The organism is Thermoclostridium caenicola, from assembly GCF_900142095.1.
Taxonomy (GTDB): Bacteria; Bacillota; Clostridia; order DSM-8532; family DSM-8532; genus Thermoclostridium_A; species Thermoclostridium_A caenicola.
Window position 1 is genome coordinate 1 of sequence record NZ_FQZP01000017.1, and the last position, 24,846, is coordinate 24,846.

At 51.3% G+C, this 24,846-nt stretch carries 19 protein-coding genes and 5 tRNA genes; 22 read left to right on the plus strand and 2 right to left on the minus strand.

Annotated features, from left to right (window positions below):
- Positions 1-134: 134 nt before the first annotated feature.
- Positions 135-1,343 (minus strand): MFS transporter, encoded by a 1,209-nt coding sequence (locus F3H12_RS06265; RefSeq protein ID WP_149678490.1) that lies wholly within the window; start codon positions 1,341-1,343, stop codon positions 135-137.
- A gap of 333 nt (positions 1,344-1,676) precedes the next feature.
- Between F3H12_RS06265 and yyaC the strand changes: the two genes are divergently transcribed.
- From yyaC to F3H12_RS06350, 17 genes are all read left to right on the plus strand, one after another.
- Entirely contained in the window at positions 1,677-2,318 is a 642-nt protein-coding gene (gene yyaC, locus F3H12_RS06270; protein WP_243133212.1) for a spore protease YyaC, read from the plus strand.
- Between the two features lie 127 nt (positions 2,319-2,445).
- Positions 2,446-2,604, plus strand: coding sequence for a rubredoxin (gene rd / locus F3H12_RS06275; RefSeq protein WP_149678491.1), 159 nt, complete (start codon positions 2,446-2,448; stop codon positions 2,602-2,604).
- A 324-nt stretch (positions 2,605-2,928) separates the two neighbouring features.
- Positions 2,929-3,004: transfer RNA gene (locus F3H12_RS06280), tRNA-Val, on the plus strand.
- A 4-nt stretch (positions 3,005-3,008) separates the two neighbouring features.
- Positions 3,009-3,085 (plus strand) — tRNA-Asp (locus tag F3H12_RS06285).
- A 38-nt stretch (positions 3,086-3,123) separates the two neighbouring features.
- Positions 3,124-3,199, plus strand: a tRNA-Phe gene (locus F3H12_RS06290).
- A gap of 34 nt (positions 3,200-3,233) precedes the next feature.
- A tRNA-Gly gene (locus F3H12_RS06295) sits at positions 3,234-3,308 on the plus strand.
- A gap of 109 nt (positions 3,309-3,417) precedes the next feature.
- Positions 3,418-3,492 (plus strand) — tRNA-Cys (locus F3H12_RS06300).
- Positions 3,493-3,837: 345 nt separating this feature from the next.
- On the plus strand, positions 3,838-4,878 hold the full coding sequence (locus tag F3H12_RS06305; RefSeq protein ID WP_243133213.1) for a sugar ABC transporter substrate-binding protein: 1,041 nt from the start codon (positions 3,838-3,840) through the stop codon (positions 4,876-4,878).
- 128 nt (positions 4,879-5,006) lie between these two features.
- Positions 5,007-6,467: a sugar ABC transporter ATP-binding protein gene (locus F3H12_RS06310; RefSeq protein WP_340162575.1), complete on the plus strand. Its 1,461-nt coding sequence runs from the start codon at positions 5,007-5,009 to the stop codon at positions 6,465-6,467.
- A gap of 20 nt (positions 6,468-6,487) precedes the next feature.
- The gene (locus tag F3H12_RS06315) at positions 6,488-7,507 is read left to right on the plus strand and encodes an ABC transporter permease (protein WP_149678492.1); all 1,020 of its coding nucleotides are present in this window, start codon (positions 6,488-6,490) and stop codon (positions 7,505-7,507) included.
- Positions 7,508-7,578: 71 nt separating this feature from the next.
- Positions 7,579-8,547 (plus strand): sugar ABC transporter substrate-binding protein, encoded by a 969-nt coding sequence (locus F3H12_RS06320; RefSeq protein ID WP_149678493.1) that lies wholly within the window; start codon positions 7,579-7,581, stop codon positions 8,545-8,547.
- A 24-nt stretch (positions 8,548-8,571) separates the two neighbouring features.
- Entirely contained in the window at positions 8,572-9,891 is a 1,320-nt protein-coding gene (locus F3H12_RS06325) for a sensor histidine kinase (RefSeq protein ID WP_149678494.1), read from the plus strand.
- Positions 9,884-10,564 (plus strand): response regulator transcription factor, encoded by a 681-nt coding sequence (locus F3H12_RS06330; protein ID WP_149678495.1) that lies wholly within the window; start codon positions 9,884-9,886, stop codon positions 10,562-10,564. Before F3H12_RS06325 ends, F3H12_RS06330 begins: the two co-directional genes overlap by 8 nt.
- The gene (locus F3H12_RS06335; protein WP_149678496.1) at positions 10,557-11,867 is read left to right on the plus strand and encodes an ABC transporter substrate-binding protein; all 1,311 of its coding nucleotides are present in this window, start codon (positions 10,557-10,559) and stop codon (positions 11,865-11,867) included. The genes F3H12_RS06330 and F3H12_RS06335 overlap by 8 nt, the downstream gene beginning before the upstream one ends.
- A gap of 22 nt (positions 11,868-11,889) precedes the next feature.
- The gene (locus F3H12_RS13475) at positions 11,890-12,486 is read left to right on the plus strand and encodes a carbohydrate kinase family protein (RefSeq protein WP_149678497.1); all 597 of its coding nucleotides are present in this window, start codon (positions 11,890-11,892) and stop codon (positions 12,484-12,486) included.
- Positions 12,378-13,205, plus strand: coding sequence for a class II fructose-bisphosphate aldolase (locus F3H12_RS06345; RefSeq protein WP_243133215.1), 828 nt, complete (start codon positions 12,378-12,380; stop codon positions 13,203-13,205). Before F3H12_RS13475 ends, F3H12_RS06345 begins: the two co-directional genes overlap by 109 nt.
- Before the next feature lie 60 nt (positions 13,206-13,265).
- On the plus strand, positions 13,266-13,949 hold the full coding sequence (locus F3H12_RS06350) for a D-lyxose/D-mannose family sugar isomerase (RefSeq protein WP_149678499.1): 684 nt from the start codon (positions 13,266-13,268) through the stop codon (positions 13,947-13,949).
- A gap of 86 nt (positions 13,950-14,035) precedes the next feature.
- Here F3H12_RS06350 and F3H12_RS06355 read toward each other — a convergent pair whose 3' ends face one another.
- Positions 14,036-16,117: a methyl-accepting chemotaxis protein gene (locus tag F3H12_RS06355; protein WP_149678500.1), complete on the minus strand. Its 2,082-nt coding sequence runs from the start codon at positions 16,115-16,117 to the stop codon at positions 14,036-14,038.
- A gap of 261 nt (positions 16,118-16,378) precedes the next feature.
- On the opposite strand from F3H12_RS06355, the gene F3H12_RS06360 reads away from it, so the two are divergent.
- The 5 genes from F3H12_RS06360 (at position 16,379) to fusA (ending at position 24,736) form a co-directional block, all read left to right on the plus strand.
- Positions 16,379-19,690, plus strand: coding sequence for an EAL domain-containing protein (locus F3H12_RS06360; protein ID WP_149678501.1), 3,312 nt, complete (start codon positions 16,379-16,381; stop codon positions 19,688-19,690).
- A 266-nt stretch (positions 19,691-19,956) separates the two neighbouring features.
- Positions 19,957-20,436, plus strand: a complete 480-nt coding sequence (locus F3H12_RS06365; protein ID WP_149678502.1) for a CarD family transcriptional regulator — start codon at positions 19,957-19,959, stop codon at positions 20,434-20,436.
- Between the two features lie 74 nt (positions 20,437-20,510).
- Positions 20,511-21,587, plus strand: coding sequence for a PIN/TRAM domain-containing protein (locus tag F3H12_RS06370; RefSeq protein ID WP_149678503.1), 1,077 nt, complete (start codon positions 20,511-20,513; stop codon positions 21,585-21,587).
- 41 nt (positions 21,588-21,628) lie between these two features.
- The gene (gene ispD, locus F3H12_RS06375; RefSeq protein WP_243133214.1) at positions 21,629-22,339 is read left to right on the plus strand and encodes a 2-C-methyl-D-erythritol 4-phosphate cytidylyltransferase; all 711 of its coding nucleotides are present in this window, start codon (positions 21,629-21,631) and stop codon (positions 22,337-22,339) included.
- 318 nt (positions 22,340-22,657) lie between these two features.
- Complete coding sequence (gene fusA, locus F3H12_RS06380) at positions 22,658-24,736, plus strand: elongation factor G (RefSeq protein ID WP_149678504.1); 2,079 nt, start codon at positions 22,658-22,660, stop codon at positions 24,734-24,736.
- The last annotated feature ends 110 nt before the right edge of the window (positions 24,737-24,846 follow it).

A 24,846-nucleotide genomic window follows, 5' to 3' on the forward strand; every position in this document is an offset into this window, starting at 1 on the left:
GCCCTTTATTTTATCGATTTTGGGCTATATTTTTGATATTTCAAAGAAAACAGGCATTCTCACCCACGTGAAAATGCCTGTTTTTCGACAATCTGAGGCCGCCTTTTCAGGCGGCCTTTTCAGATCCGGCCATATTATCCGCGCGTCCCTTTGCGGACATATACCCTGTACGCGGCGCCCATTGCCAGGCAGGCAAGAAACATGTATGCCGATACGCCCATCAGGACGCGGGATGCCATGAACTCCGGCATGACCACGGCAAAGACGCTGCAGAAGAGAATGCCATAACCGCCGAAGGCCAGGGAGAACAACGAATGAACGGTCGCACGGCCCTGCTCTTCGATCTTCTGCTGCAGCCAGTCTTCCACAAGGACCTCGGCCGATGCCATCATCAGGTAGAACAAACCGTAAAGGGGCAGCAGAAGCCATGAAGGCCGAAGGCCGAAAATGCCCATGCAGATTGCTGATACGATCGAAAGCGTCCATATGACCCCAAAGATGTCCCCGAAGCGAAGCCTGCCGGCCAGACCCTTCACGCGCCAGGCGATCCGGCTGCCCAACGCACCCAGCAGCAAGCGGCAGCCTTCCCATATGCCTATCCAGGTAAGATCCAGACGAAAGCTTTCGGCGATCAGCGGATCGTACTCATCAATAATGTTGGCAATGCCCACGATGAAGATGCCGGCCAGGGCCACCAGCAGGATTTTGTGCTGGCCTGTAAGGAACAGGGCAGCCTCTTTCAGGGTTTTCATCCCCTGCCTCAAACCCTGTTTCTTTCCGGTTTTGCTGTGATAGTAGTTGACTTCCTTCAGGAAAAAGGATACCAGGAAGCCTCCCATAACGCTCAGGACCGACAGCAGGAGGGCGTTGCCCATACCCAGCGCGGCGGACAGAAAGCCGCCGGTGAACATGGAAATAGCCATGCTGATACCGGCAAAGAAATTCGCCCTGCCATAGATCCGATCAAACTCATCCTCCTTGCCGCATGCTTTCAGGGTATCGAATAAAAGGCCCTCGAAGGTTCCCGAGAAAAACGACTCGCTGATGCCCCACAGGATAAAGCCCAGGGCGAAAAGGGCGAAACCTTCTGAAAAATACCACAGCATAAAGCCTGCGGCATTGAGCAAAAAGCCAAGGGTCAGCATATGCTTCCGGTTCCAGTTGTCGGCAAGGATGCCCGTGGGTATTTCCAGCACAACGGCGGGAACGGCCCAAATGGCAAGCAAAAGGGAAATTTCCCCCAGTGAAAGTCCCTTGGACTGGAACAGCAAAACATAAACCGGACAGATGGGTATCAGGTTTCTCAAAAAGTTCAGGATGTAAAAAAGCTTGATGTTTTTCATGCGGATCCTCCAATACTTGTGTTCTGATGAGTGACGGGCACGACGAGCGCAAGTATGGGGGACCTCGGGCAAGGATGTGTTACTGGCCTGTATCCCAGAAATCCAGGAAAACGAGCATTCCTGAGAACCTCCTTTTTATTTGGTCACATAATACCATCATTATAGCCGACGGCACGGGAGAATGAAAAGCCTTTTCAGGGGATTTTTTCCGTGGTTCCGGCCGCGGACAGGCATGCGCAATCAGCCCAAAAGCGTGATGATATGCAATTTCGCGGCCTTCGGGAAAATGGTTTTGAATAGTATATTGGGACAGGCTGCGGGAATACTTATGTAATGAGTACGGATATTGGAAAGTTGCGTGTGGATTTGGACACAAAAGGCTATTTCAGGTCAGATGATAAATTTGCCGCATTCAAGATAGCACGGGCGGTGTCCGAGCTGATGACCGCTGCCGGCTTGAAAAACAAAACGGAGCCTGGTCTTAAGCGGCCCGTGGTGGTGATGTGCATCGGCACCGACAGGTCAACGGGAGATTCCCTGGGTCCGCTGGTGGGCGACATGCTGAGCAGGTGGAGGCTGCCGGGGATCCATGTGCTGGGCACCCTTGACGAGCCGGTTCATGCCAAAAACCTGGAGGAAGTGCTGATCAAAACGGCCTACCAATATCCCTGCGCCTTTATTGTGGCGATCGATGCCTCGCTGGGCATCCTGGAGCATGTGGGCAGCATCTCGGTCGGGCGCGGCCCGCTCAAGCCGGGCGCAGGGCTGAAAAAGGATCTCCCGCCGGTGGGGGATATGCATATCACCGGCATCGTCAACACAGGCGGATTCATGGATTTCCTCGTGCTTCAGAGCACCAGGCTGTCGGTGGTCATGCGCATGGCCGACATCATTGCCCGCGGCATGTATATGGCCTTCAACGAGTTTATCACCTTGCCCATCCGCGATAACCTGACCCTGTCCAAATTTAATTGATCCCGTCGCTGGTTTTTCTTTTCCCGGAAAGGGTATATATTCATTGTTCAGGCAATACCATAATTGAGTATGCCGCCATTGGCGGAGCCGTTATTGTCAAATTGCCGTTTCAGAAAGGAGTATGGGTATGGAAAAATGGGTTTGCACGATCTGCGGTTATGTTTATGATCCTGAAGTGGGTGATCCCGATAACGGGATAGCGCCCGGAACACCTTTTGAAGAGCTTCCTGACGACTGGGTATGTCCCGACTGCGGTGTGGGCAAGGACATGTTTGAGAAGGAATAAAGCTTTATCAGGATGCAGCCCGTGCCTAACGGCGGGCGAGGAATGTTGCGGAAACCCCGGCTGGGCGCCTGACTGGGTTCAGCGCTTCAGCCGGGTTTTCGTGTTTCTTTGACATCATCCGCCGCCTGGGGGACGGGCACGGGCAGGGGGCAAAGGCCTTTTCCGGACGGCCTTCTGCCGGCGGAAACGTACAAGGGGAGCCAGGTTAGGATAAAAAAGGCTAAAAAATTTTTGATTTTCCGTATTGACAGGATGCCTAGGATTTTGTATACTGATAAAGCGCCGTCGGTGATACGAAAAAGTAACGGCGGAACCTTGAAAGATGGGAATATAGCTCAGCTGGGAGAGCACCTGCCTTACAAGCAGGGGGTCATAGGTTCGATCCCTATTGTTCCCACCATTATGGCCCGGTAGTTCAGATGGTTAGAACGCTAGCCTGTCACGCTAGAGGCCGAGGGTTCGAGTCCCTTCCGGGTCGCCACTCAATCCATAGAAGGCAGCGCTTTCTGTGGATGATTTGCCCAGATAGCTCAGTTGGTAGAGCAGAGGACTGAAAATCCTCGTGTCGCTGGTTCAATTCCGGCTCTGGGCACCAGGGATTTTTGTTGCAACAACAGAAATCCATACCTGCGGGATTAACTCAGTGGTAGAGTGTCACCTTGCCAAGGTGAAAGTCGCGAGTTCGAATCTCGTATCCCGCTCCAAAAGATAATTGCCGCAGAGAGTATATCGCGGGAGATGTATTTTCTGCGGCTTTTCATCATTAATAACTCGATCATGGCTGATGGCTGCAAAGCAGGCCGGATCGCATTTGGCGCCATAGCCAAGTGGTAAGGCAGAGGTCTGCAAAACCTTTATTCCCCGGTTCAAATCCGGGTGGCGCCTCCAAGGAAGAAATCCCTGAAAGCTTTGTGATATAGCTTTCAGGGATTTTTGCATGATTTGGGGGTCAGGCCGGACGTCCGGCGTTTGCCCTTCGGCCTTCAAATGCTGCCAAGCCTATTGCGGCGCAACAGAGGAGCTGTTTCAAGTGTACCTTGAGACAGCTCCTCTTTTCATGTAAAGCGCAGAAAGCTCGCCCGTCCTGTCTTATGGCGCCTATGTTTACGATGTCATGAGGAAGTTTGAGATTTTCAAAGAGGAATATTACAAAAGTCATGTCATTGTCATTACAGAAGGCAGGTGAAAATAAATGCCCGAAGGAATATGCTAAAGAAAAAAGGAGGGATCCGAATGAAAAGGTTACTTAGTGTGCTGCTGTGTACTGCATTGGTTCTCTGTTTACTGCTGACCGGCTGCGGTCAGTCGCAGCAGGCGACCGGAAGCAATGTCACCCCGACCCCCGCTCCGAGTGCGGGTACGACAGGCTCTTCACAAGAGCAAAAGCAGGCAGGGCCCCTTGGAGAGAGGCCGGCAGGCGGATGGACTTTCGGTTACACCTGTATGGATGGTACAAACCCGTTCTTTGTCATTCTTGAAGAAACCATCCGAAAAGAAGTGGAAGCAAGAGGGGATAAGCTGATCACCACTGACCCTGCCAATGATGTTACCCGTCAGATTACACAGATTGAGGACATGATCACGCAGGGAATCGACGCCATCTTCCTGAACCCCGCCGAAGCCGAAGGTATTCTGCCCGCCCTTGACATGCTGAAGGAAGCCGGAATACCCATCCTCAATTTTGACACGGAAGTGGCCGATCTGTCCTATTGCTTCTCATACGTTGGTTCGGACAACTATAATGCCGGTTACGTATGCGGCGAGGACCTCGTCAAGAAGGTGCCGGGCGGCGGCAAAATCATCATCCTCGATTCTCCCACAATGAACTCCATTAACGACAGGGAAAGAGGCTTCAAAGACGCCATTGCAGGAAAGGGCTTTGAAATTGTCGCAGAACAGGATGCCAAGGGTAACCTTGAAGTGGCAATGGGTATCGCGGAAGACCTGCTGCAGGCACACAGCGACGTAGTGGCAATCTTCGGCGGAAATGACCCGACCGCACTTGGTGCCCTGGCAGCAGCCAATGCCGCAGGACTTAAGGATGTGCTCATTTACGGTGTTGACGGTTCCCCTGACATCAAGGCCGAGCTTGCCCGCGGAGATTCCCTGATTGAAGGTACCGGCGCCCAGTCTCCCATCAATATAGCCAAGATCTCGGTAGAAGTGATGTATAAGTATCTGGCCGGTGAGAAAGTGGATGCCAGGTATCCTGTTCCAACCTTCCTTATCACATCTGAGAATGTGAAGGAGTTCGGCATAGACTCCTGGCAATAATTCCTCAATGTGGGCTGTTGCAAAACGTACTGCATATCCATTTACTGTCGGGCGTTTTGCAACGCCCTGTTTTTTAAAAAAGTCGGAGGAAAGTGGGTGATCGGTTGGCTAACGGTGTATTGCTGCAAATGAAGAACATACATAAAACCTTCCCCGGCGTTTATGCATTGAAAGCGGTCGATTTTGAGCTCAGAGCGGGCGAAGTTCATGCCATTCTTGGCGAAAACGGTGCCGGGAAATCCACGCTGATCAAAATATTGGGCGGCATCTATACCGCCGACCAGGGAGAAATATATATTGAAGGAAAGAAAGTGGACATCAGGGAAGTCCACGACGCGCAAAAATACGGGATATCCATTATCCACCAGGAACTGGTGCTGGTCCCTTACATGACAGTGGCTGAAAACATTTTTCTGGGCCGGGAACCCGTGAAGGGGGGGCTTGTGAATGCTGCCAGGATGTATGAGGAGGCGCAGCGGTTAATTGACAGCTATGGCGTCAACATCAGTGCCAAATCCATGATTCGGGATTTGACGATTGCGCAGCAGCAACTGGTGGAGATCATCAAAGCCATATCCTACAATTCAAAAATCCTTGTCATGGACGAACCGACCTCTTCCATTTCCGAAAAGGAAGTCAAGTTCCTTTTTGAAACCATGCGCAATCTTACCGCCAAGGGAGTAGGCATTATCTATATTTCACACAGAATGAGCGAACTTGCGGAAATCTGCGACCGGGTGACCGTCATGCGCGACGGTTCGTATATCGGAACAAAGGTGGTCAGGGAAACCACCAATGACGAGCTGATAGCCATGATGGTGGGCCGCGAGCTGAAGAATTACTATACCAGGGATTTCAAAAAAGACGGGGAAGTCATCTTAAAATGTGAAAACATCTCCGACCGTAAAATGGTCAAGGGTGTCAGCTTTGAAGTCAAAAAGGGAGAAATCGTCGGTTTTGCAGGACTGGTGGGCGCCGGAAGAAGCGAACTGATGAAATGCCTCTTTGGCCTTACCAGGGAATATACCGGAGATATTTATATCGATGGCAAAAAGGTGGTCATCCGATCGCCTGCCGACGCCATAAAACAGGGGATAGCCCTGGTGCCTGAGGATCGCAAACTTGAAGGGCTGTTCCACGTGCAGAGCGTCAGGTTTAATTCAACCATTGTGGTGCTTAAGGAGTTTATCAGGGGTATTGCGGTCAATCGCAGGAAAGAAGAAGAAATTACACAGGCATACATTGACCGGATGTCTACAAAAACGCCTTCCATGGAACAGGCGATAGGAAAGCTTTCGGGCGGAAATCAGCAGAAGGTGATGATTGGCAGATGGCTGGCCACTTCTCCCAAAATATTGATCCTGGATGAACCGACCAGGGGCGTGGACGTAGGCGCTAAATCGGAGATATACGCTATCATGAATGACCTTGCAAAATCGGGTATGGCCATTATCATGATATCTTCTGAAATGCCTGAGCTCATCAACATGAGCGACCGGATCTACGTGATGTGCGAGGGAAGGATAACAGGGTGCCTCAACCACGAAGAGGTGACGCAGGAAAAAATCATGAGGCTGGCGGCAAAATAGTCTGTTTAAGGAGGAGAGGTATGGAAAGAGCGGCAAGCAGCAAAAAAAGCAACGTTGCCTATTTGGCAAATGGTATTAAGCATTGGTTTAAAGACAATCTGGGAATCATTATCGCCCTTTTGGTGCTGTGCGTGGCGCTGTCCGTAAATCCGATTACTGCGAAAACATTCCTGACCGTAAAAAATATTTTTAACGTGCTGAGACAGATTTCAACAAACCTGTTTCTGGCTTGTGGGATGACAATGGTCATCATCCTGGGCGGAATCGATCTGTCGGTGGGTTCGATCATTGCCTTGTCAGGCTGCCTTGCTGCAGGTGCGGTTGTGCGATATAATCTGCCCCTTGGCGTTGCGCTGCTGATAGGCGTACTGGTAGGTTTAACCATCGGCCTCTTTAACGGCGTGGTCATTTCCAGGACAACAATTCCTCCTTTTATTGTCACATTGGCCACCATGAATATCGCCAAAGGCCTGGCCTATGTTTACACCGGGGGCTCACCCGTAAGGGTTGTCACGAAAGAATGGCAATTCCTCGGAGCAGGTTACATCGGTTCCGTTCCGACGCCGGTCATCATCCTGATAGTCGTTCTGATCGTAACGGCAATCATTATGAACAAGACCAGAATGGGCCGGTACATATATGCGGTGGGTGGCAACGCGCAGGCAGCCGAATTTTCGGGTATAAAAGTGTCGCGGGTCAAGTTCTTCGTCTATGCCTATTCCGGCTTGATGGCAGGGCTTGCGGGAATCGTCCTGGCCTCCAGAATGTACTCCGGTCAGCCAACTGCGGGCGAAGGTGCTGAAATGGATGCCATTGCTGCCGTTGTCGTCGGCGGAACCAGCATGGCAGGCGGTTACGGTAAAATTGGCGGTACTATCATCGGCGGCTTGATCATAGGCATACTCAATAACGGATTGAACCTTTTGAACGTGAACTCTTTCTGGCAATACGTTATCAAGGGTGCCGTCATCCTGCTGGCTGTATTCATTGATTACCTCAGGCAGGAAAATAAAGACAGAATCAAGGTCAGCGTAAAGTAATCTGTCGATAGATGCACCGTACATGTTATGATAAAGGTAGAGACGGCCATCGGAACAAGAGGTATGGACAGATGCTGAAAAAGGTTAGCGGGAAGCTTTTGCTGTTTATTGTGTTCATATCCGTTGCCCTCATCGCTTTACTGGGATATATCGAACTGTTCTATCGTGTCCAGAAATCAAGCAACACCCCAAGAAAATTCGGCGCAACCTACATGACCATGAACAATCCATACTTCTCGATACTTAACGGCGGCATCAACGAGGTGGTGGAGGCAAACGGGGATTTCTTAATCACCAGAGATCCTGCCCAGGATCAGGAAAAACAGAACAGCCAGATATATGAGATGATCGAGGAAGGGGTTGCGGCCATTTTTCTGAACCCCGTTGACTGGAAAAAAGTCGAACCTGCTCTGATTGCCTGCAAGGAAGCGGGTATTCCCGTATTTAACGTAGACACCATGGTTTACGACAAGGAATATGTCGTATCCATCATTGCATCGGACAACTATAATGCCGGAGTCCAGTGCGCCCTGGACATGATGTCAAAGCTGGACTCCGCGGAAATTGTCATATTGGACCAGCCCATCATCAACTCCATTACCCAAAGGGTGCAGGGGTTCCTGGATACCATTAAGGGGAATGACAATTACAAAGTCGTCGTCCAGAAAGCCGCCGGCGGGGAACTGGAGATTGCGATGGAAGTGATGGATGACATTATCGAATCCGGAGTATCCTTCAATGTGGTATTGGGAGGCAACGATCCGACGGCTTTGGGCGCGCTGGCTGCGCTGGCATCCCATCATATGACCGGCGATATTCTCATATACGGCATTGACGGCTCTCCCGACGGAAAAATGATGATCAAGGAAGGATACCTGGAAGGCACGAGCGCCCAGTATCCCCATCAAATGGGAAAGATTGCGGCGGAAGTGGCCTATGCGTATTTAAACGGGGAAGAAATCGAGACAAACATCGTTGTTCCGGTGACTCTGATAACAAAAGAAAACCTGGATGAGTTTTCAATTGACGGATGGCAATAAGGCGATTTGATCGAAGGGCGGTTTATGCAGGCGAAAAAGTTTACATATTTTAAAGTATTGCTGATAGCCATCAACTTAATAGCTGTACTGTTTGTAACCGCATTCATCTATATCACCACCCAGAAGATATGCAATAACTTTATTGCAAGGGAATTTCTCGGCAGTGTCAGTGCTTTGCCGTGGAAGCCGTACGTCAATATTTACCTGTCGGTCGGCTTGTTCGGCATACTGATATTGACTTTTATTGTCCGTGAATTCATCTATCCGAACAACGGCAGGATAGTATACCTTACACTGCTTATCGATTTTATCCTCAGTATTGTCATTGTCTCTGTTCTGAATTTTAACTATAACGGAATACTTTTCCTTGTCATTGCCAATATCATCGCCTATACAAAGGGGACAAGGGGAAAGTATGTCCTGATGTTTATCTCGGTTCTGAGTATTGTTATTACTGATTATGAGATGCTCTCAATCAATTTCAGGCTGTACTCCATCAACGATTATATCAGCTTTTATGATGCCATGACGCAGCAGTACCTGCTGGGATTCTACAACATCGTTGTTTCTACCAATATACTGATTTTTATTGTCTATTGCATCTATGTGATCCAAAACCAGAGAGGAACCATCGATGAGGTCAACAGCCTGTACGAGCAGCTGAGAAAGGCCAATGAGGACCTGCAGAAAGCCAATGAGCAGCTCAAGGAGTATTCCAGGCTCATGGAAAAGATGGGTGAAACAAAGGAACGCAACCGCCTTGCAAGGGAAATCCATGACACCATAGGGCATACCCTCACCGGCATATCGGCGGGGATTGACGCATGCATTACCATGGTTGAAAAAAATCCTCAGGAAACCAAAAAGCAGCTTGAGATGATCTCAAAAGTGACAAGGGAAGGCATCAATGAAATACGCCGATCGGTGAATAAGCTTAGGCCCGACGCCCTGGAAAGGCTGAATCTGGAGTCGGCCATTCATCAGATGATCATTGAAACCGAATTGATGACAAACACCCATGTGTACTTTGAAACCGATGTCAATCTGCATTTTGCCCCGGATGAAGAAGATGCCATATACCGGGTCATACAGGAAAGCCTGACCAACGCCATCCGCCATGGCAAAGCCTCTCAGATATGGGTAAACATCAAAAGCGGGGAAGGTGAAATAATACTTACAGTCAGGGACAACGGCATCGGCTGTAAGGATATGAAAAAAGGATTTGGTACAAGGCATATCATGGAAAGAATAAAAATGCTCAATGGTACTGTTGAATTTGACGGTACGAATGGTTTCACGGTAACTGCGCGGATACCGATAAGGTGGGGTGAGGAATATGATTAAAGTATTGGTTGCTGATGACCAGGAACTCATTCGTACAAGCCTGCAGATTGTCCTGAATAACCAGGAGAACATCGTGGTCACCGATGTTGTTGCAAACGGGCAGGAAGTTATCCAAAGCATACGTAAAAAAAGACCCGATGTCATCCTGATGGATATCCGCATGCCCAAGATGGACGGCGTGCAGTGCACCAAGATCATCAAAGAAAACTATCCCGATATCAAAATCATCATATTGACGACCTTTGATGACGACGAATATGTCTATAACGCCTTGAAATACGGCGCGAGCGGCTATCTTCTGAAAGGCGCTTCAATAGATGAACTGGTAAAAGCAATCCATACGGTATACAGCGGCAGGGCGATGATCAATCCCGACATCGCAACCAAGGTGGTCAAATTATTCTCTCAGATGGCCAAGGGCTATTATCCCATTGAGGTAGGCAAACAGGACATAGAGGAATTGACAAAGACCGAATGGAAGATCATTGAACAGGTTGTTTACGGGCTTTCCAACAAGGAAATCGCCGATACGCTCAACTTGTCCGAGGGAACGGTTAGAAATTACCTCAGCACCATATTGAGCAAACTGAAATTAAGGGACAGGACCCAGCTTGCCATCTGGGCGATCCAGTCAGGCGTTGGGAAAGTAAAGATGGAGCATCACTATGAGTAGGCGCAAATACATAATCATAACAGCCATATTGGCTGTGCTGGCACTTGCTTCAGGTTTATATTTCCATGCCGGGACCCGGACCATTGTTCTTGAATTCGGGATGTTTGCCGGCAGCAATTGGGATGTGGCCAATGCCAACAGCTATGTCATTATTGACAAGGCCATCCAGCTGTTCGAGCAGAAGCATAAAAATGTGAAAATTCATTATTACAGCGGCATTCTCAAGGACGATTACTCGGAATGGCTTTCCAAGCAGGTGCTGCTTGGGAAAACCCCAGATGTCTTTATGATACTGTCGGACGATTTCAACCAGTTTGCTTCGCTGGGAATATTAAAGAGCCTGGATGAACTGATAGAAAAAGATGCATCCTTTGACAGAGACAAATATTTCAAAACGGCCCTGATATCGGGCGAATACCATGGCATTCAATATGCGCTTCCCTATGAAACGGTTCCCACCCTGATGTTTGTCAACAAGACGCTGCTTGAAAAGGAAGGAATCGGTGTGCCAAGCAGCGACTGGACATGGGATGATCTGTACGATATATGCCAAAAAGTCACAAAGGATATCGACGGCGACGGGATTCTGGACCAGTTCGGCATCTATAATTACGATTGGCTGGATGCGGCATGCACCAACGGAGCCGCCCTGTTTGATGAAGATGACATGAAAATCGATCTTTCCGATGATAAAGTGGTGGATGCCGTAAAGTTTATCAAAATGCTGTATGATCTGAACAATAAACAGAATGTTACGCAGGAGGACTTCGACAAGGGAAATGTCGTGTTTATGCCCCTTTCCTTTGCGGAGTACCGGACGTACAAGACCTATCCGTACAAGATCAAGAAGTATCTTAATTTCCAATGGGACTGCATCACGTTTCCGGCCGGCAAGGACGGCGGGAACATCTCCGAAGTCAATACGCTCTTGATGGGGATAAGCAGCAAAACGGCCCATGAAGAGCTGGCCTGGGAGTTTCTGAAGCTCCTGACCTATGATGAGGAAATCCAGATGGATATCTTCCGGTATTCCCAGGGCGCATCGGTATTGAAAAAGGTGACCAGCTCAAGGGAAGCCGAGTTGATCCTGCAGGAAGACATGGAAGAAAGCGAAAAGGTTATCGACAAAGTCCTGCTGAGCAGGGTGATCGAGGAAGGGACCGTCGCTCCCAAAATCCTGAAATACAACGAGGCCATTGCCATAGCCAACGGGGGCATCCAGGAGATCATCCGATATGATAAGAATGTCGAAAGTTCCCTGAAGATACTGGAAAGAAGGATCAATCAATATCTGAAACAATAAAAAGCAGGAGGAGGTGGGGGCTATGGAAAGGGGCATTTCAATAGCAGGCACCATAACGGTGGACTATAACAAAGTCATCGATCGCTATGCCGAGAAGGGCATGTTAAGCAATATCCTGTCATGCACAAGAAGTGTGGGCGGCTGTGTGCCCAACACCCTTATCAACCTTTCAAGGATGGATCCTGCCATTCCGCTTTATGCCTACGGCGGCATCGGCAACGATGAAAACGGTGAGTTCGTATTAAGCGTTCTTAAGGCACACGGGATTCACACAGAGGGCATCAAAGTATTTGACGGGGAACTGACCGCGTTTACTGACTGCATGACCGTCGAATCTACGGGGGAGAGGACCTTCTTTTTTGCCAGGGGCGTGAGCAGGCGTTTTTCCATGGAAGATATGGATTTTGACGCCATTGAAACGGATATGTTCCATATGGGATATGCGCTGCTGATGGAACCTTTTGACAGGGAAGAGGGTGAGGAATTATGCTGGTCAATTTACAGGCAGTTATGGCTTATGCCGAAAAAAATCGCTGCGCGGTCGCAGCCTTCAATACCCCTAATCTGGAAAGCATTATGGCCGTCTTGCAGAATGCTGAAACTTATCAGGTTCCGGTGATCATTGCCCATGCACAGGTCCATGAAAGCGTGATGCCCCTGGAAACCATTGGCCCCATCATGGTGCTTTGCGCCCAAAAAGCCAGGGTTCCGGTATGCGTTCACCTGGATCACGGGGAATCGCTGGATTATATCGAAAAAGCTTTGGAGCTGGGATTTACTTCGGTGATGTATGACGGTTCAAGGCTTGCTTTTGATGAAAATGTGGAGAATACCCTGAAGGTGGTCAGGATGGTCAGAAAATGCGGCGCAGGCATCGAAGCTGAAATCGGGGTAATGGGTTCGGGTTCCCACAGCAGTGAAGGTGCCGGTGAAAAAAAGGGGGTTTATACCGAGCCCGAAGTGGCAAAAAGGTTTGTGGAAATGACGCATATCGATGCCCTTGCCGCTTCTTTCGGGACAGTCCATGGCATCTATACGGAAAAACCCAACCTGGATTTTGAGCGGATCGGGAAAATCAAGGAACTGACCCGAATTCCCCTGGTCATGCACGGCGGTTCGGGCCTGAGCCGTGAAGATTACATGGCGGCAATCAACAAGGGCATCCGCAAGATCAACTACTACACTTATATGTCAAAAGCGGCTGTGCATGCGGCCAGGGAACTGCTTGACGGAAAGGAAAGCGTACTGTTCCACGATGTTGCCCTCGCCGCGCTGGAAGCCATGAAAAAGGATTCCGAAAAAGCGATGAAAGTCTTCTATGGCAATGTTCTGGGCTGAATTGTCCGGGAAAGCCTGAGTCCCGAATCGAAATGGCATGAAAGAAAGGGTGTGTGATCCATGAAACGTTCGGAGATCAACAGGATTATTCAGGACGGCATCGAATTTTTCAAGGCACACCATTTTGCATTGCCTCCCTTTGCTTTCTGGTCTCCCGAAGAATGGCGCTCCAGGGGGAAGGAGTATGACGAAATCAGGGATAACCACCTGGGATGGGATATCACCGATTTCGGAAGCGGGGATTATCAGCATACGGGTTTGTTCCTTTTCACCTTGCGAAACGGAAATATCAACATACCCAAATACCGGAAGACCTATGCCGAAAAAATCATGATTGTAGGTGAAAGCCAGGTTACCCCGTTCCATTTCCACTGGAAAAAGACCGAGGATATCATCAACCGTGGCGGCGGGAACCTGATGATTCGGCTGTTTAACGCAACAAGTGACGGGGAATTTGCAAATACTCCGGTAACGGTACATAGCGATGGAAGGGAATACCAGGTACCGGCAGGTGCAACCATAAAACTGGTGCCCGGAGAAAGCATCACCCTCTATCCCGGCCAATACCATTCGTTCTGGGGAGAACCCGGCAAGGGCCGCGTACTGGTTGGCGAAGTTTCGGAGTGCAATGACGATTACACCGACAACCGCTTCCATGAGGAAATCGGAAGGTTCCCGACCATTGAGGAAGACGAGCCGCCCCTGTATTATCTTGTGAATGATTATCCGGAAGCATCCGAATAGGACTTCATTCTGACATAAAAAAGGGTTGCCCCGAAAGCAGCATAACTCCGGGATAGCCTTTTTTGGTTTTGCATACGTCGATGTCCTTATACCCTGAACACCGACACAGCCTCCATGAGCTTGTCTGCGCTTTCCTTCACCGTCTTGACCTGCTCCAGCACTTCGCTTGCCCTGGAGGCCACCAGGTTTGCTTCATTGGCCATATCCATGGTATCGGAAGCACCGTCCACGGCCGCCTGCGAAACATCGTTGATGGCCTTGAGGATGCTCTGGACCGAAGCGTAAAGCTGTTCGGAAGTGGCGCTGAATTCGGTAACCATATCGTCAATCATGCGGGCATCCCTGTTGTACTGCTCGCCCGTCTGTACCAGCATGTCATAGTCTTTCGCAACCTTATTGTCCAGGAATTGCAACACTTGCTCGGAGCATTCGGACAGGTGCTGCACCGACTCCAGGACCTGCTGGGTCACGTTTTGGATCTCTGTGGCGGTTTCCTTGGAATTCTCGGCCAGTTTCCGGATCTCTTCAGCCACAACCGCAAAGCCCCTGCCCGATTCGCCTGCCTGCGCGGCTTCTATGGAAGCGTTCAGGGCCAGCAGGTTGGTTTGGGTGGCTATCTCCAGGATGGCGTCCGAGAGCAGGTGGATGCGCTCAACGGCCCTGGATTTCTCGATGGCCTCCCTGAGCTTGGCCGAATTGTTCCTGCGGATGTCCTGGGCGCTTCTCTGGGATTCCTCTGCGTTGTGCTTCAACTCCTGTGCCCTGTGGCTCACTTCGCTGGCTGATTCCGCCCCTTCCTGGGCTTTATGGGCAATTGATTCTATGGCGGCCTCGATTTCGGTAGTGGTGGCGTTCATCTCTTCAGCCATGGCCGATGTTTCCTGCATTTTTGAAGACAGGGCCTGTGTGATGGAGGCGATGACATGGATTTCCTCGGTCAGTTTGGCCATGTTTTCGCCGGTTACCGAATTGGCGTGATCCACGCTCCTGGCTTCCTGGACAACTTTCCGGATGATTTCGGCCACATTGTCGTTAATCTTTTTGAATCCCCTGGCCAGGGCGCCTATCTCATCGCGCCGGCTGGCATATTTATCATTTGTCATGGGCGTAAAGTTACCTTCGGACATGGTCAGGCACTGATTTGTTAAATCTGTAACAGGCTTGGATATATTTTTTCCCATGAAGAAGGCTACCAATATGCCGGCGATCAGGAAGAAACCGGATATACCCAGGGTTGCGCTTTTCAGCTTACCCAGTGAGGCCATGAATTCATCCTGGTCTACCGATATGGCAATAGACCAGCCATAGCCTGGAATGGGCGCAAAACCGGTCAGTTTGGTGATGCCGTTGTACTTGTATGTATCAAAGCCTGTTTGCCCTTCGGTCATTTTTTTCTGCACATCGGCAAAATTCTCGAATCCCAGATCATTGCCGTCCAGTTCCCTGATGGTTGCGGAGGTCATGCTGTCCACATCATCTGATGAAAGAACCTGGGTGGCTCCGGTTGTGGCGTCTGCCGAACGGTTTGTGATGATGCCCAGCAAAAGTTGTGTATCCGCATGGGCGATGGTTCGCCCCTGCCTGTTGATGATGAAGGCTTCGCCCGTCTGTCCAAATTCGATCCGCCGGGCGAACTCGCTGAGTTCCAGTCCGTCACGGATGGCCATCAGCACGCCTGAAACAGCATTATTGGCCATCACCGGAACAGCGTAGGTCATCACGATATCGGTTCCGCCGCTTTCGCGGTGCGGATCGGAGACGACGCTCCTTCCCGAGAGCGCTGCCTGGAACAGGGGATCGTCTTTCATGTCCAGGATATCGCCGGTGTTAGTGACAGCCTTTCCGTTCCTGTCGATCAGGATCATCCGGAGATGTCCTGCCCTCTTGGATTCCTCATCCAATGCTGATATAATGTTGCTGTAATCGTCATCGGATAATGCTTTGCTGATTGTATCCAATGAGGCTACCAGACTCAGTACATTGAGATGGCTATGGATGCTGTCTTCAATGGTTAATGCTGCTTCGGTTGCGAATTTGGGCATGGTTTCGTCAAGAACGCTGTTCAGCGCCCTGGCCGACGTTATATAGGATGCCGACCCAAGGCCCATGCCGATAAACAGGATCAGGATGCTGAACGATACGATGATACGTGAGCTGATACTTCTCACAGAGCCGTTCCCCCCTTCGCAGGTACATGAATGGTGTAAGTCTGTTGCAATACCATTTTTAAATACGAGTACAATCAAATACAATTATAATTGATATAATAAGTTCGACGCAATTAAAGAATATCCTTGTTGCAGTTTTAAGGTTTTTGTCATAATATTTATGATATTGTTTTTCAGCGAAGAGGCCGATATTATCTATAGTTTAGCTGAGTCCTTGCCATATACATAAAGATAAAAGGGTTCATTCAAGGTGAGACCGACATGAAGCTTGCTGTACAGAAGGCAAAGTCATTCATGGCGCTGCGAACGATCATGAGCCTCATCGGGCTTTTGTCCTTTATCGCCCTTATGGCGACAAGCATCGCCATGACCGCTGAAGTAGATAATGCTGCGCTTTGCAGAATTGTGATCATCGTTTGCGCCATATTGTATGTCGCAAGCTTCTGCTTTGAATTTGCCATGTCACGAAAAACGGCCAGGGAGCTGGAGGATCTGGCGAGAATCCTTTCGGACATCGGGGGCGAGATCGGGGTATCCCTTGAACGGGACGAAGGGACACAGGCTGTCACGGTTTTGTCGGACATGCTCAACCGGTCGCTGAAGTTCCTGGATGAGAAAAACCTCCGGCTGGAATCGGAGCTCAAACGGAACGAGCGGCTTTCGGAAAGCATCTCTGATTTTTACAGCCAGATGAGAACCCTTAAGGAGACCGGGGTAAGGATTGACTTTTTCGAATATGATTATGTCCATCGGATCTTTGTCTTCGCCACCGGGTTGTTTACCTTCCTTGAGGATAATGAGGACATTTTCGAAATCACCGCCGATGATCTGTTCGAGCGGTTCAGTTTCAGCATCTCCAAAGAGACATTCGAACAGCTGGTCAACAGGTGCGTCAGCCATCAGGAGCCGCTGGATCTTGAATTCAGCGTGGCGCGGGAGGATGGGAAAATCCGCTGGCTGAAGCTCTGGGGGCGGTTGAGCGCCGATGGCGCCCGCATTACAGGAGCCATTATGGACATCACCCGCGAGGTGGTTCAGCGCAACCTGGAAAAGGAACGGGCCATCCGCGACAATATGACCGGGTTCTACAACCGGAACGCCCTCACCGAGGTGGCGGGCAAAGCCATGGCCGAGTGTGCGGATGGGGAAATGGTGGCCTTCGTCTATATCGGACTGACGGGCTACCAGGAGTTCCAGGAAAGATACGGCATGATCGCCGGCAACTCCTATATCCGGGTCTGTGCCGAGGTGCTCAGGAAATTCCTGACCCCTTGCCTGATTCCGTTCAGATGGCTGGGGGCCGATTTCCTGCTGCTGGCTACCCATGTCAGAAGCCTGGAATCCTTCCGGGAAGAGATGGAGGGGATCATCCAGAAGGTTCAGAAGTACATGGGCGATGTGGACGGCATTGCGGTGAGCTTCCAGCTTGCCGTGGGATATGCCCTCTCGGGCATCGACGGGGATGTGCCGGCGGACCTTTTGGAGTACGCGTCCTTTGCCGAGAATGAGGTCTTAAGGGGGGAAAGGGAAAGCCCCAACCCGTTCAACCGGGAGCGCTACGAGGAAGCCAAGCGGGCAGCCCTGCGCCGCACGTTCATCAAGGATATCATCGACAGAAACCAATTGAGCATTGTCTTCCAGCCCATTGTTTCCCTTAAGACCGGTGAATTGTACGGTTTTGAGGCCCTCTCCAGGCCGACAAATCCCATATACCGGAACATCGAGGAGCTCATCGAGGATGCCGAGGCGACGGGCCATTATGCCATCCTTGAAAAACGGATGGTGTACAATGCGCTGGATGCCTATATGCTGCGCGATGAACACTTCCGTGACCATTATCTTTTCATCAACACCGCGCCTTTTGCCACCCTGGAGGAGCAGGACTACAACGACATCCGCGATCGCTATTTCGGCCATATGAAGGTTGTTTTCGAGGTCATGGAAAGAAAGCGGATGGATCCGGACGCGATCAACCTGAGAAAGTCCATCGTGATCAAAGCGGGCGCAAAATTCGCCCTGGACGATTTCGGCTCAGGCTATTCCAATCACCTGGCCCTGCTGGCCCTTGAGCCCGATATCATCAAGATCGACAAGGAACTCGTGCGCGGAGTCAATTCAGATCTACGCAAGCAGCATATGATAGAGGACATCATCAGCTATGCCCGCTACAGGGGAACGCGGGTCCTGGCCGAGGGCATTGAAACCAGGGAAGAACTGGAGACCCTGTGCAGGATGGGAATTGACTATGCCCAGGGCTATTTCCTGGGCATGCCCTCCAGTGAGCTGACAGAGCCCTACGAACAGGCCCGGGAGATCATCCGGGCTATGGGGAAGCACCAGTTGGTGGGTCTGGGGAACCTGCTCATTCTGCTCAGGGAATCCATGGCCGGCGTTGACTCTGAAATGGCGTGCCATGCGGCCGTAACTGCCTATCTGGTCCTGAAGATGGGCCTGAAACTCAGGATCAGGGGAGAAAGGCTGGCAGGCCTCATTACGGCGGCCATGCTGCGCGATATGGGAACCCTTTCCGGCGAATCCGATGGGTGGAGGAACCCGGGCAGGCGGGGAATACCCGGTCACAGCCTGTATGCCTGCCTGGTCATGAAGGAATATTATCCGTACGACCGGTGCCCCGAGGCGGTCCTGTACCACCACCTGCCCTGGTCTGAAAGGGGTGCCGCCCTTGAAGCCATGGATTATCCCGACGAGGCGGATATTTTGTCGCTTGCGGACGAAGCGGCATGTCTCATCCTTGACGATCCCGGAACCTGCATGGAAGAGGAAATGGTACAACGGCTGGAAAGTTCGGGACATGACAGCCGCAACGTATCCGTGTTTGCGGAGCTCTGCAGGGCGGGTATTCTGAAAAAAGCGGCTTCCGGCGATTTCATGCAGAACCTTCTGAACGTATCGGGCAGGCTCCATGTGGGCAGGTCCGAGATCGAAGGCATCATCAGGACCTATGTCTATACCCTGCTTTTCCGAATGCCCCATCTCTATGCCCATGCGCGGGTGATGGAGACCCTGGCCCGTTTCCTGGCAAGGCTGACCAAGCAGAACTGGAAGCTGGTGGATATGCTGGGCCTTGCGTCGCTGATCTATAATCTGGGCAGGCTGCCCCGGCCAGGTGAAGGCCCGGTAACGGCGGATAACGCCTATGAGGAGCACCTCTTGATCCGCAGCAGGCTGAAAACCGTTGCGCATATCCTGAAGGAAGCCGGGCTGGGCGATATCATGAACATGATGCATGCGGCCTGCGGGACCGAAGGCGAGGTATCCGGAAACCACATGCTCATGGTCAGGGATATCGCGAGCGGGGCCAGGATTCTCAATATAGCCGACATTTTCGCCAGCCTCCTGGAAGAACGGCCGGGGAGGCCGGCCATGAACTGCACGGAGGCGGTTTACGAACTGGCCGGACTGGTCAGGGCGGAAGAGGGATACCTTCCCATCGTGGAAACCATGCAGGAATACGTGGATGACATCGAAAGCCGGATCCAGACAGCCAAGGCTGAGATTGAAAAGCGTTACCGCAGCATCATGGATACCTGGGCAAGGCTCCAGGCCGAATAGGCCTGCTGCCTGGCGCGCCGCCTGCTGGTATGATTTTCTGACCGGTGGGATAAAATAGTAGTGTCCCGCGGGAACCCCTGATGCAAACTACTGGTACAGCATGCTGTTTTTGACTTTTGAAAGGCCATATAGTATACTATACCTAAGGCCTATTCATGGAATGGCACAAATGCATGCATGGGCGCTTTCATACATAATATTGCGCCTGCTTCCCGCGTGTCGGGCATGAGCAGGCGGATGATGTATGAAAAAGGAGCTGTTGATCTATGTTCGCAATAGGGGATAAGATTGTTTACCCTATGCATGGCGCGGGTATCATTGAGGCCATTGAGGAGAAGGAAATCCTCGGAGAACGCAAACAGTATTACGTGATGAGAATACCCGTAGGAGACATGAAGGTCATGATACCCATCAACAACGCGAGCTGTATCGGAATCAGGGGCATCATCAACCGTAAAGACGCCGATGCTGTATTCAAATCTCTCGAAACCAAGTCTCACGAAGAAAACACCAACTGGAACAAGCGATACCGCGAAAACATGAACAAAATCAAGAGCGGTAATGTTTTTGAAGTAGCTGATGTCGTCAAGAGCCTCATGTTAAGGGAAAAAACAAAGGGCCTTTCCACCGGGGAAAGAAAAATGCTCAACAGCGCCAAGCAGATACTCATCAGCGAACTGGTGCTGGCGAAGAACATGAGCCCGATGGATGTGGAAGCTCTCATCAATACCATGATTTCAACCTGATTCATTGAAAATGAGACTGCTGGATCAGCAGCTTTCCATAGAACTCCGATAATACGCTTTTCTGGGGAGTTTGCATGCTGGACAAGATTATAAAATGCGCGTTCGGGCTGACCGGCGCACTGACGGGCATGACGCTCGTCCGATTTCTTTTCATACAAAACGGCATGACCGAATATCTCACCTCGGTATCGGGCATCGGGATCATTGTGTTCGCATCCCTTGCGTTCGGCATCTTCCTCTATGTGATCGGCGGAAAGATTATACGCATCACCCTTGCTACGGTGGAACGCCTGGAACGCGCGCTGCAGAACCTTACCCTCTACGAGCTGCTGATCGGCGCGGCGGGCCTCATCGTCGGGCTGATCATCGCCAACCTCATTTCCATTCCCATCGTCAAGATCCCGGTCATCGGTGTTCTCCTGTCCATCATGATCAACATCTTCTTCGGGATATGCGGCGTCTACTTTGCTTTGCTCAAAAGGCACGACAGCATTTTCCCGATTCCTTTCAGGGGGGACGGGACGGATCGGTCAAGGATTAAAATCCTTGACACAAGCGCCATCATAGACGGCCGTATCCTGGACATCAGCCGTACCGGTTTCCTGGAAGGCGAAATCGTGGTCCCGGGGTTTGTCCTGGAGGAACTCCGCCACCTGGCCGATTCCCATGATGATATTGTGCGGGCCAAGGGCAGGCGCGGCCTGGATGTTCTGAACACCATGAAATCCGATCAGAAGTTCCCCATAAGAATCGGCAAGGAGAACAGGGATCCCAACCTTGAGGTGGATGAGCAGCTTTTGAACCGGGCCAGGGAGCTCAAGGCCAAGATCATCACCAACGATTTCAACCTGGGCAAGGTAGCCCGGCTCAAGGGGATTCCCGTGCTGAACATCAATGATCTGGCAAACGCCTTGAAACCATTGGCGGTTTCCGGCGAGGAAATGACCATCCGGGTGGTCAAGGAGGGCAAGGAAAACGGACAGGGCATAGGCTATCTGGAAGACGGCACCATGGTCGTGGTGGAGGGCGGCAACAAGTTCAGGAACCAGCTTATCGACGTGGTGGTGACCAGCGTTCTCCAGACATCTGCCGGCCGCATGATCTTTGCCCGCTTTAAAACCGTCCATTTTCCCGTGGCCAAGATCAACTGACCAACAGGACGGGCATGACTTAAATAAAGGAAAGGATACATATGCAAAGAAATAGGGACATGAACAATGAAGGCGCTGTAAGCGCCATTATTGTTGCCGCCGGCAGGGGAAGCCGGACCGGCCTGGGATACAACAAGGTACTGGCCGAACTGGGCGGCATCCCCATGCTGGAAAGGACCATCCGCGCTTTTATCGGGAGCGGCCTGATCCATCATATCATCCTGGTGATCGGAAAGGATGACGAGGAGCAGGTGAAGGCGATCATTCAGAAGCTCCCATGGGACATCCGATGGACCTATGGCGGAAGCGAGCGCCAGGAATCGGTGTATAACGGCCTGAAGCTGCTTTCGGAGGATACGGCGATCGTCCTGATTCATGACGCGGCCAGGCCCTTTGTGGATGAAGCCATCATCAGAAGGAGCATCGAGGGCGCAAGGGAATACGGTGCCGCCTGTGTGGGCATGCCGGTAAAGGATACCATCAAGCAGGCGGACCAGGAAGGCTACATCCTCCAGACCCCGGATCGCACGCTGCTCTGGAGCGCCCAAACCCCCCAGGCCTTCAGAAAGGAGATCATCCTTAAGGCCCATGAGCATGCCAGGCAAAGCGGTATCATGGGAACCGACGACGCCATGCTGGCTGAACGCATCGGCATAAGGGTGAAGATGGTTGAGGGCAGCAGCAGGAATATCAAGATCACCTCGAAAGAAGACCTTTTGTGGGCTGAAGCCATCCTGAGGAACCCGGACTGAGGGCCGGGAGGAAGGCCCGGGTCGCGTAAAAACCGGTCTTGCCCGGTTGGTGGCGTGCGTTTTGCAGTGCCAGTTTTATGGCTTGACAGCATCGATCTTTGTCAAGCAATACGATTTTCGCGGCGGGATTGCCATAAAAATTTGTGTACTTGGACTAAAATCTGATATAATAGAACTTGCTTTGATCGCGTTAGGGCAACCCGTGTTTTTTCAGGCATTTTAAAGCAAAACCATGCTGCTTGCGGACACACCTGTTTAGGGAAATAAATCAACTGGGCAGGAGATGTCGAGTCAGCTACCAAAAGGGGGAATGTGTATATGAAAGACTATAGTGCGGACAAAGTGCGCAATGTCTGCCTGCTGGGCCATGGAGGCTCGGGAAAGACAACACTGGCCGAGGCGATGCTTTTCATTTCCGGCGGCACCGACAGGTTTGGCAGTGTTGTGGACGGTAACACGGTCATGGACTTCGACGCTGAGGAAATCAAAAGAAAAATCTCCATTTCAACCGCATTGGCGCCTGTTGAATGGAAGGGCATGAAGATCAATGTCATCGATACGCCCGGCTATTTTGACTTCGCCGGGGAAATGCTTGAGGGGCTCGCGGTTGCAGATGGCGCGGCCATTCTGGTTGGCGCAAAGGACGGTTTGCAGGTCGGAACCGAAAAGGCATGGGAAGCCGTAGAGCAGAAAAAGCTGCCCAGAATGTTTGTTATCAGCAAGCTTGACGAAGAAAACTCAGACTTTTCCAAAGTCTTTGATCAGCTTAAGGATAAATTCGGAAAGAGCGTCATTGCACTCCAGATACCCTATGTTGAAAACGGCAAGGTTGCCGGTATCATCAATGTTCCCAAGATGAAGGTCGTCACCTTCAACGGCAAGGAATATCAGGAAAAGGATGTTCCCGACAATCTGAAGGGCGAAGTGGAGTCATACAAGGAAGGCATTTTCGAGGCCGTTGCGGAAACCAGCGAGGAATTGATGGAAAAATACTTTGCCGGTGAGCCTTTCACCGACGAAGAAGTCGCTCAGGGGATCAAGCTGGGTGTCAAGGCCGGCGAAATTACGCCCGTCCTGTGCACCACCGCCGTTCAGAAGCTGGGTGTCCGCCTCTTCCTTGATGCCGTGCTGGACTATATCCCGGCTCATATCGAAAAGGAAACCGTATCGGCAAGGAACGCCAACAATGAGGCTGTTACCCTCAAGACCAGCGAATCGGAAGCCCTGGCGGTCCAGGTCTTCAAGACCATTGTCGATCCGTTCGTCGGCAAGATCTCCTTCCTGAAGGTTATTTCCGGTACGCTTTCCGCCGATACCACCGTATACAATCCCAAGAAGGACAAGACCGAAAAGATCGGAAACCTGTTCGTCATGAAGGGCAAACAGCAGCTGAATGTGAGCAAACTGGCCTGCGGTGATATCGGTGCGGTGGCCAAGCTGACCGTGACCGAGACCAACGATACCCTCTGCACCAAGGAAAAGCCGGTCATCCTCGAGGAGATCAAGTTCCCGCAGCCCATGCTGGGTATGGCTGTCATGCCCAAGGCAAAGGGCGATGAAGAGAAGATCGGCAGCGGTCTGCAGCGCCTGCTGGAAGAAGATCCGACCTTCAAGATGGAACTGAACGCGGAGACTAAGCAGACCCTGATCTATGGTCTCGGTGATCAGCACCTGGATGTGATCACCAGCAAGCTTAAGAATAAATTCAAGGTTGATGTTGAGCTTGTCACGCCCAAGACGCCTTACCGCGAAACCATCCGCAAGAAGGTCAGAGTGGAAGGCAAGCACAAGAAACAGAGCGGCGGCCATGGCCAGTTCGGCGTTGTCGTGATCGAGTTTGAACCCGGCGAATCCGAGGATCTGACCTTTGAAGAAAAGATCTTCGGCGGTGCCGTTCCCAAGCAGTACTTCCCGGCCGTTGAAAAAGGTCTCCGTGAAAGCATGCAGAAGGGCGTGCTGGCAGGCTATCCCGTGGTGAACCTGAAGGCGACCCTCGTGGACGGTAAGTACCATGAAGTCGACTCTTCGGAAATGGCCTTCAAGATCGCAGCCAGCCTTGCCTACAAGGAAGGCATGAAGCAGGCCAATCCGGTGCTGCTCGAACCCATCTGCCATGTGGAGGTTGTGGTTCCCGACAGCTACATGGGCGATATCATCGGCGACCTGAACAAGCGCCGCGGCCGTGTGCTGGGTATGAATCCGTATGGCAACGGGCTCCAGCAGGTGGTTGCCGAGGTACCCCAGGCCGAGATGCTCCGCTACGCCACCGACTTAAGGTCCATTACCCAGGGCAGGGGCAGCTACACCATGAAGTTTGAGCGTTATGAAGAAGCGCCTCCCCACGTGGCCGAGAAGGTCATTGCCGAGGCTGCCCGGGAGAATGCGGATGAAGAATGATCATGGCATGGATGATGCATTCATATCCTGCTTATCCATAAGGTTGTCCTGAAGATACCCCGCTATAACCAGCGGGGTATCTTTGCCTGGACGGCAAAGTCGGGCATGGC

Coding starts and splice junctions, on each gene's coding strand:
- F3H12_RS06315 (WP_149678492.1), top strand. CDS start 6,488: ATGGAAAGAGCGGCAAGCAGCAAAAAAAGCAACGTTGCCTATTTGGCA.
- F3H12_RS06350 (WP_149678499.1), top strand. CDS start 13,266: ATGAAACGTTCGGAGATCAACAGGATTATTCAGGACGGCATCGAATTT.
- F3H12_RS06330 (WP_149678495.1), top strand. CDS start 9,884: ATGATTAAAGTATTGGTTGCTGATGACCAGGAACTCATTCGTACAAGC.
- F3H12_RS06370 (WP_149678503.1), top strand. CDS start 20,511: ATGCTGGACAAGATTATAAAATGCGCGTTCGGGCTGACCGGCGCACTG.
- F3H12_RS06335 (WP_149678496.1), top strand. CDS start 10,557: ATGAGTAGGCGCAAATACATAATCATAACAGCCATATTGGCTGTGCTG.
- F3H12_RS06325 (WP_149678494.1), top strand. CDS start 8,572: ATGCAGGCGAAAAAGTTTACATATTTTAAAGTATTGCTGATAGCCATC.
- F3H12_RS06345 (WP_243133215.1), top strand. CDS start 12,378: ATGGCTTATGCCGAAAAAAATCGCTGCGCGGTCGCAGCCTTCAATACC.
- F3H12_RS06365 (WP_149678502.1), top strand. CDS start 19,957: ATGTTCGCAATAGGGGATAAGATTGTTTACCCTATGCATGGCGCGGGT.
- F3H12_RS06305 (WP_243133213.1), top strand. CDS start 3,838: ATGAAAAGGTTACTTAGTGTGCTGCTGTGTACTGCATTGGTTCTCTGT.
- F3H12_RS06360 (WP_149678501.1), top strand. CDS start 16,379: ATGAAGCTTGCTGTACAGAAGGCAAAGTCATTCATGGCGCTGCGAACG.
- F3H12_RS06320 (WP_149678493.1), top strand. CDS start 7,579: ATGCTGAAAAAGGTTAGCGGGAAGCTTTTGCTGTTTATTGTGTTCATA.
- F3H12_RS06265 (WP_149678490.1), bottom strand. CDS start 1,343: ATGAAAAACATCAAGCTTTTTTACATCCTGAACTTTTTGAGAAACCTG.
- ispD (WP_243133214.1), top strand. CDS start 21,629: ATGCAAAGAAATAGGGACATGAACAATGAAGGCGCTGTAAGCGCCATT.
- F3H12_RS06310 (WP_340162575.1), top strand. CDS start 5,007: ATGAAGAACATACATAAAACCTTCCCCGGCGTTTATGCATTGAAAGCG.
- F3H12_RS13475 (WP_149678497.1), top strand. CDS start 11,890: ATGGAAAGGGGCATTTCAATAGCAGGCACCATAACGGTGGACTATAAC.
- rd (WP_149678491.1), top strand. CDS start 2,446: ATGGAAAAATGGGTTTGCACGATCTGCGGTTATGTTTATGATCCTGAA.
- yyaC (WP_243133212.1), top strand. CDS start 1,677: ATGAGTACGGATATTGGAAAGTTGCGTGTGGATTTGGACACAAAAGGC.
- fusA (WP_149678504.1), top strand. CDS start 22,658: ATGAAAGACTATAGTGCGGACAAAGTGCGCAATGTCTGCCTGCTGGGC.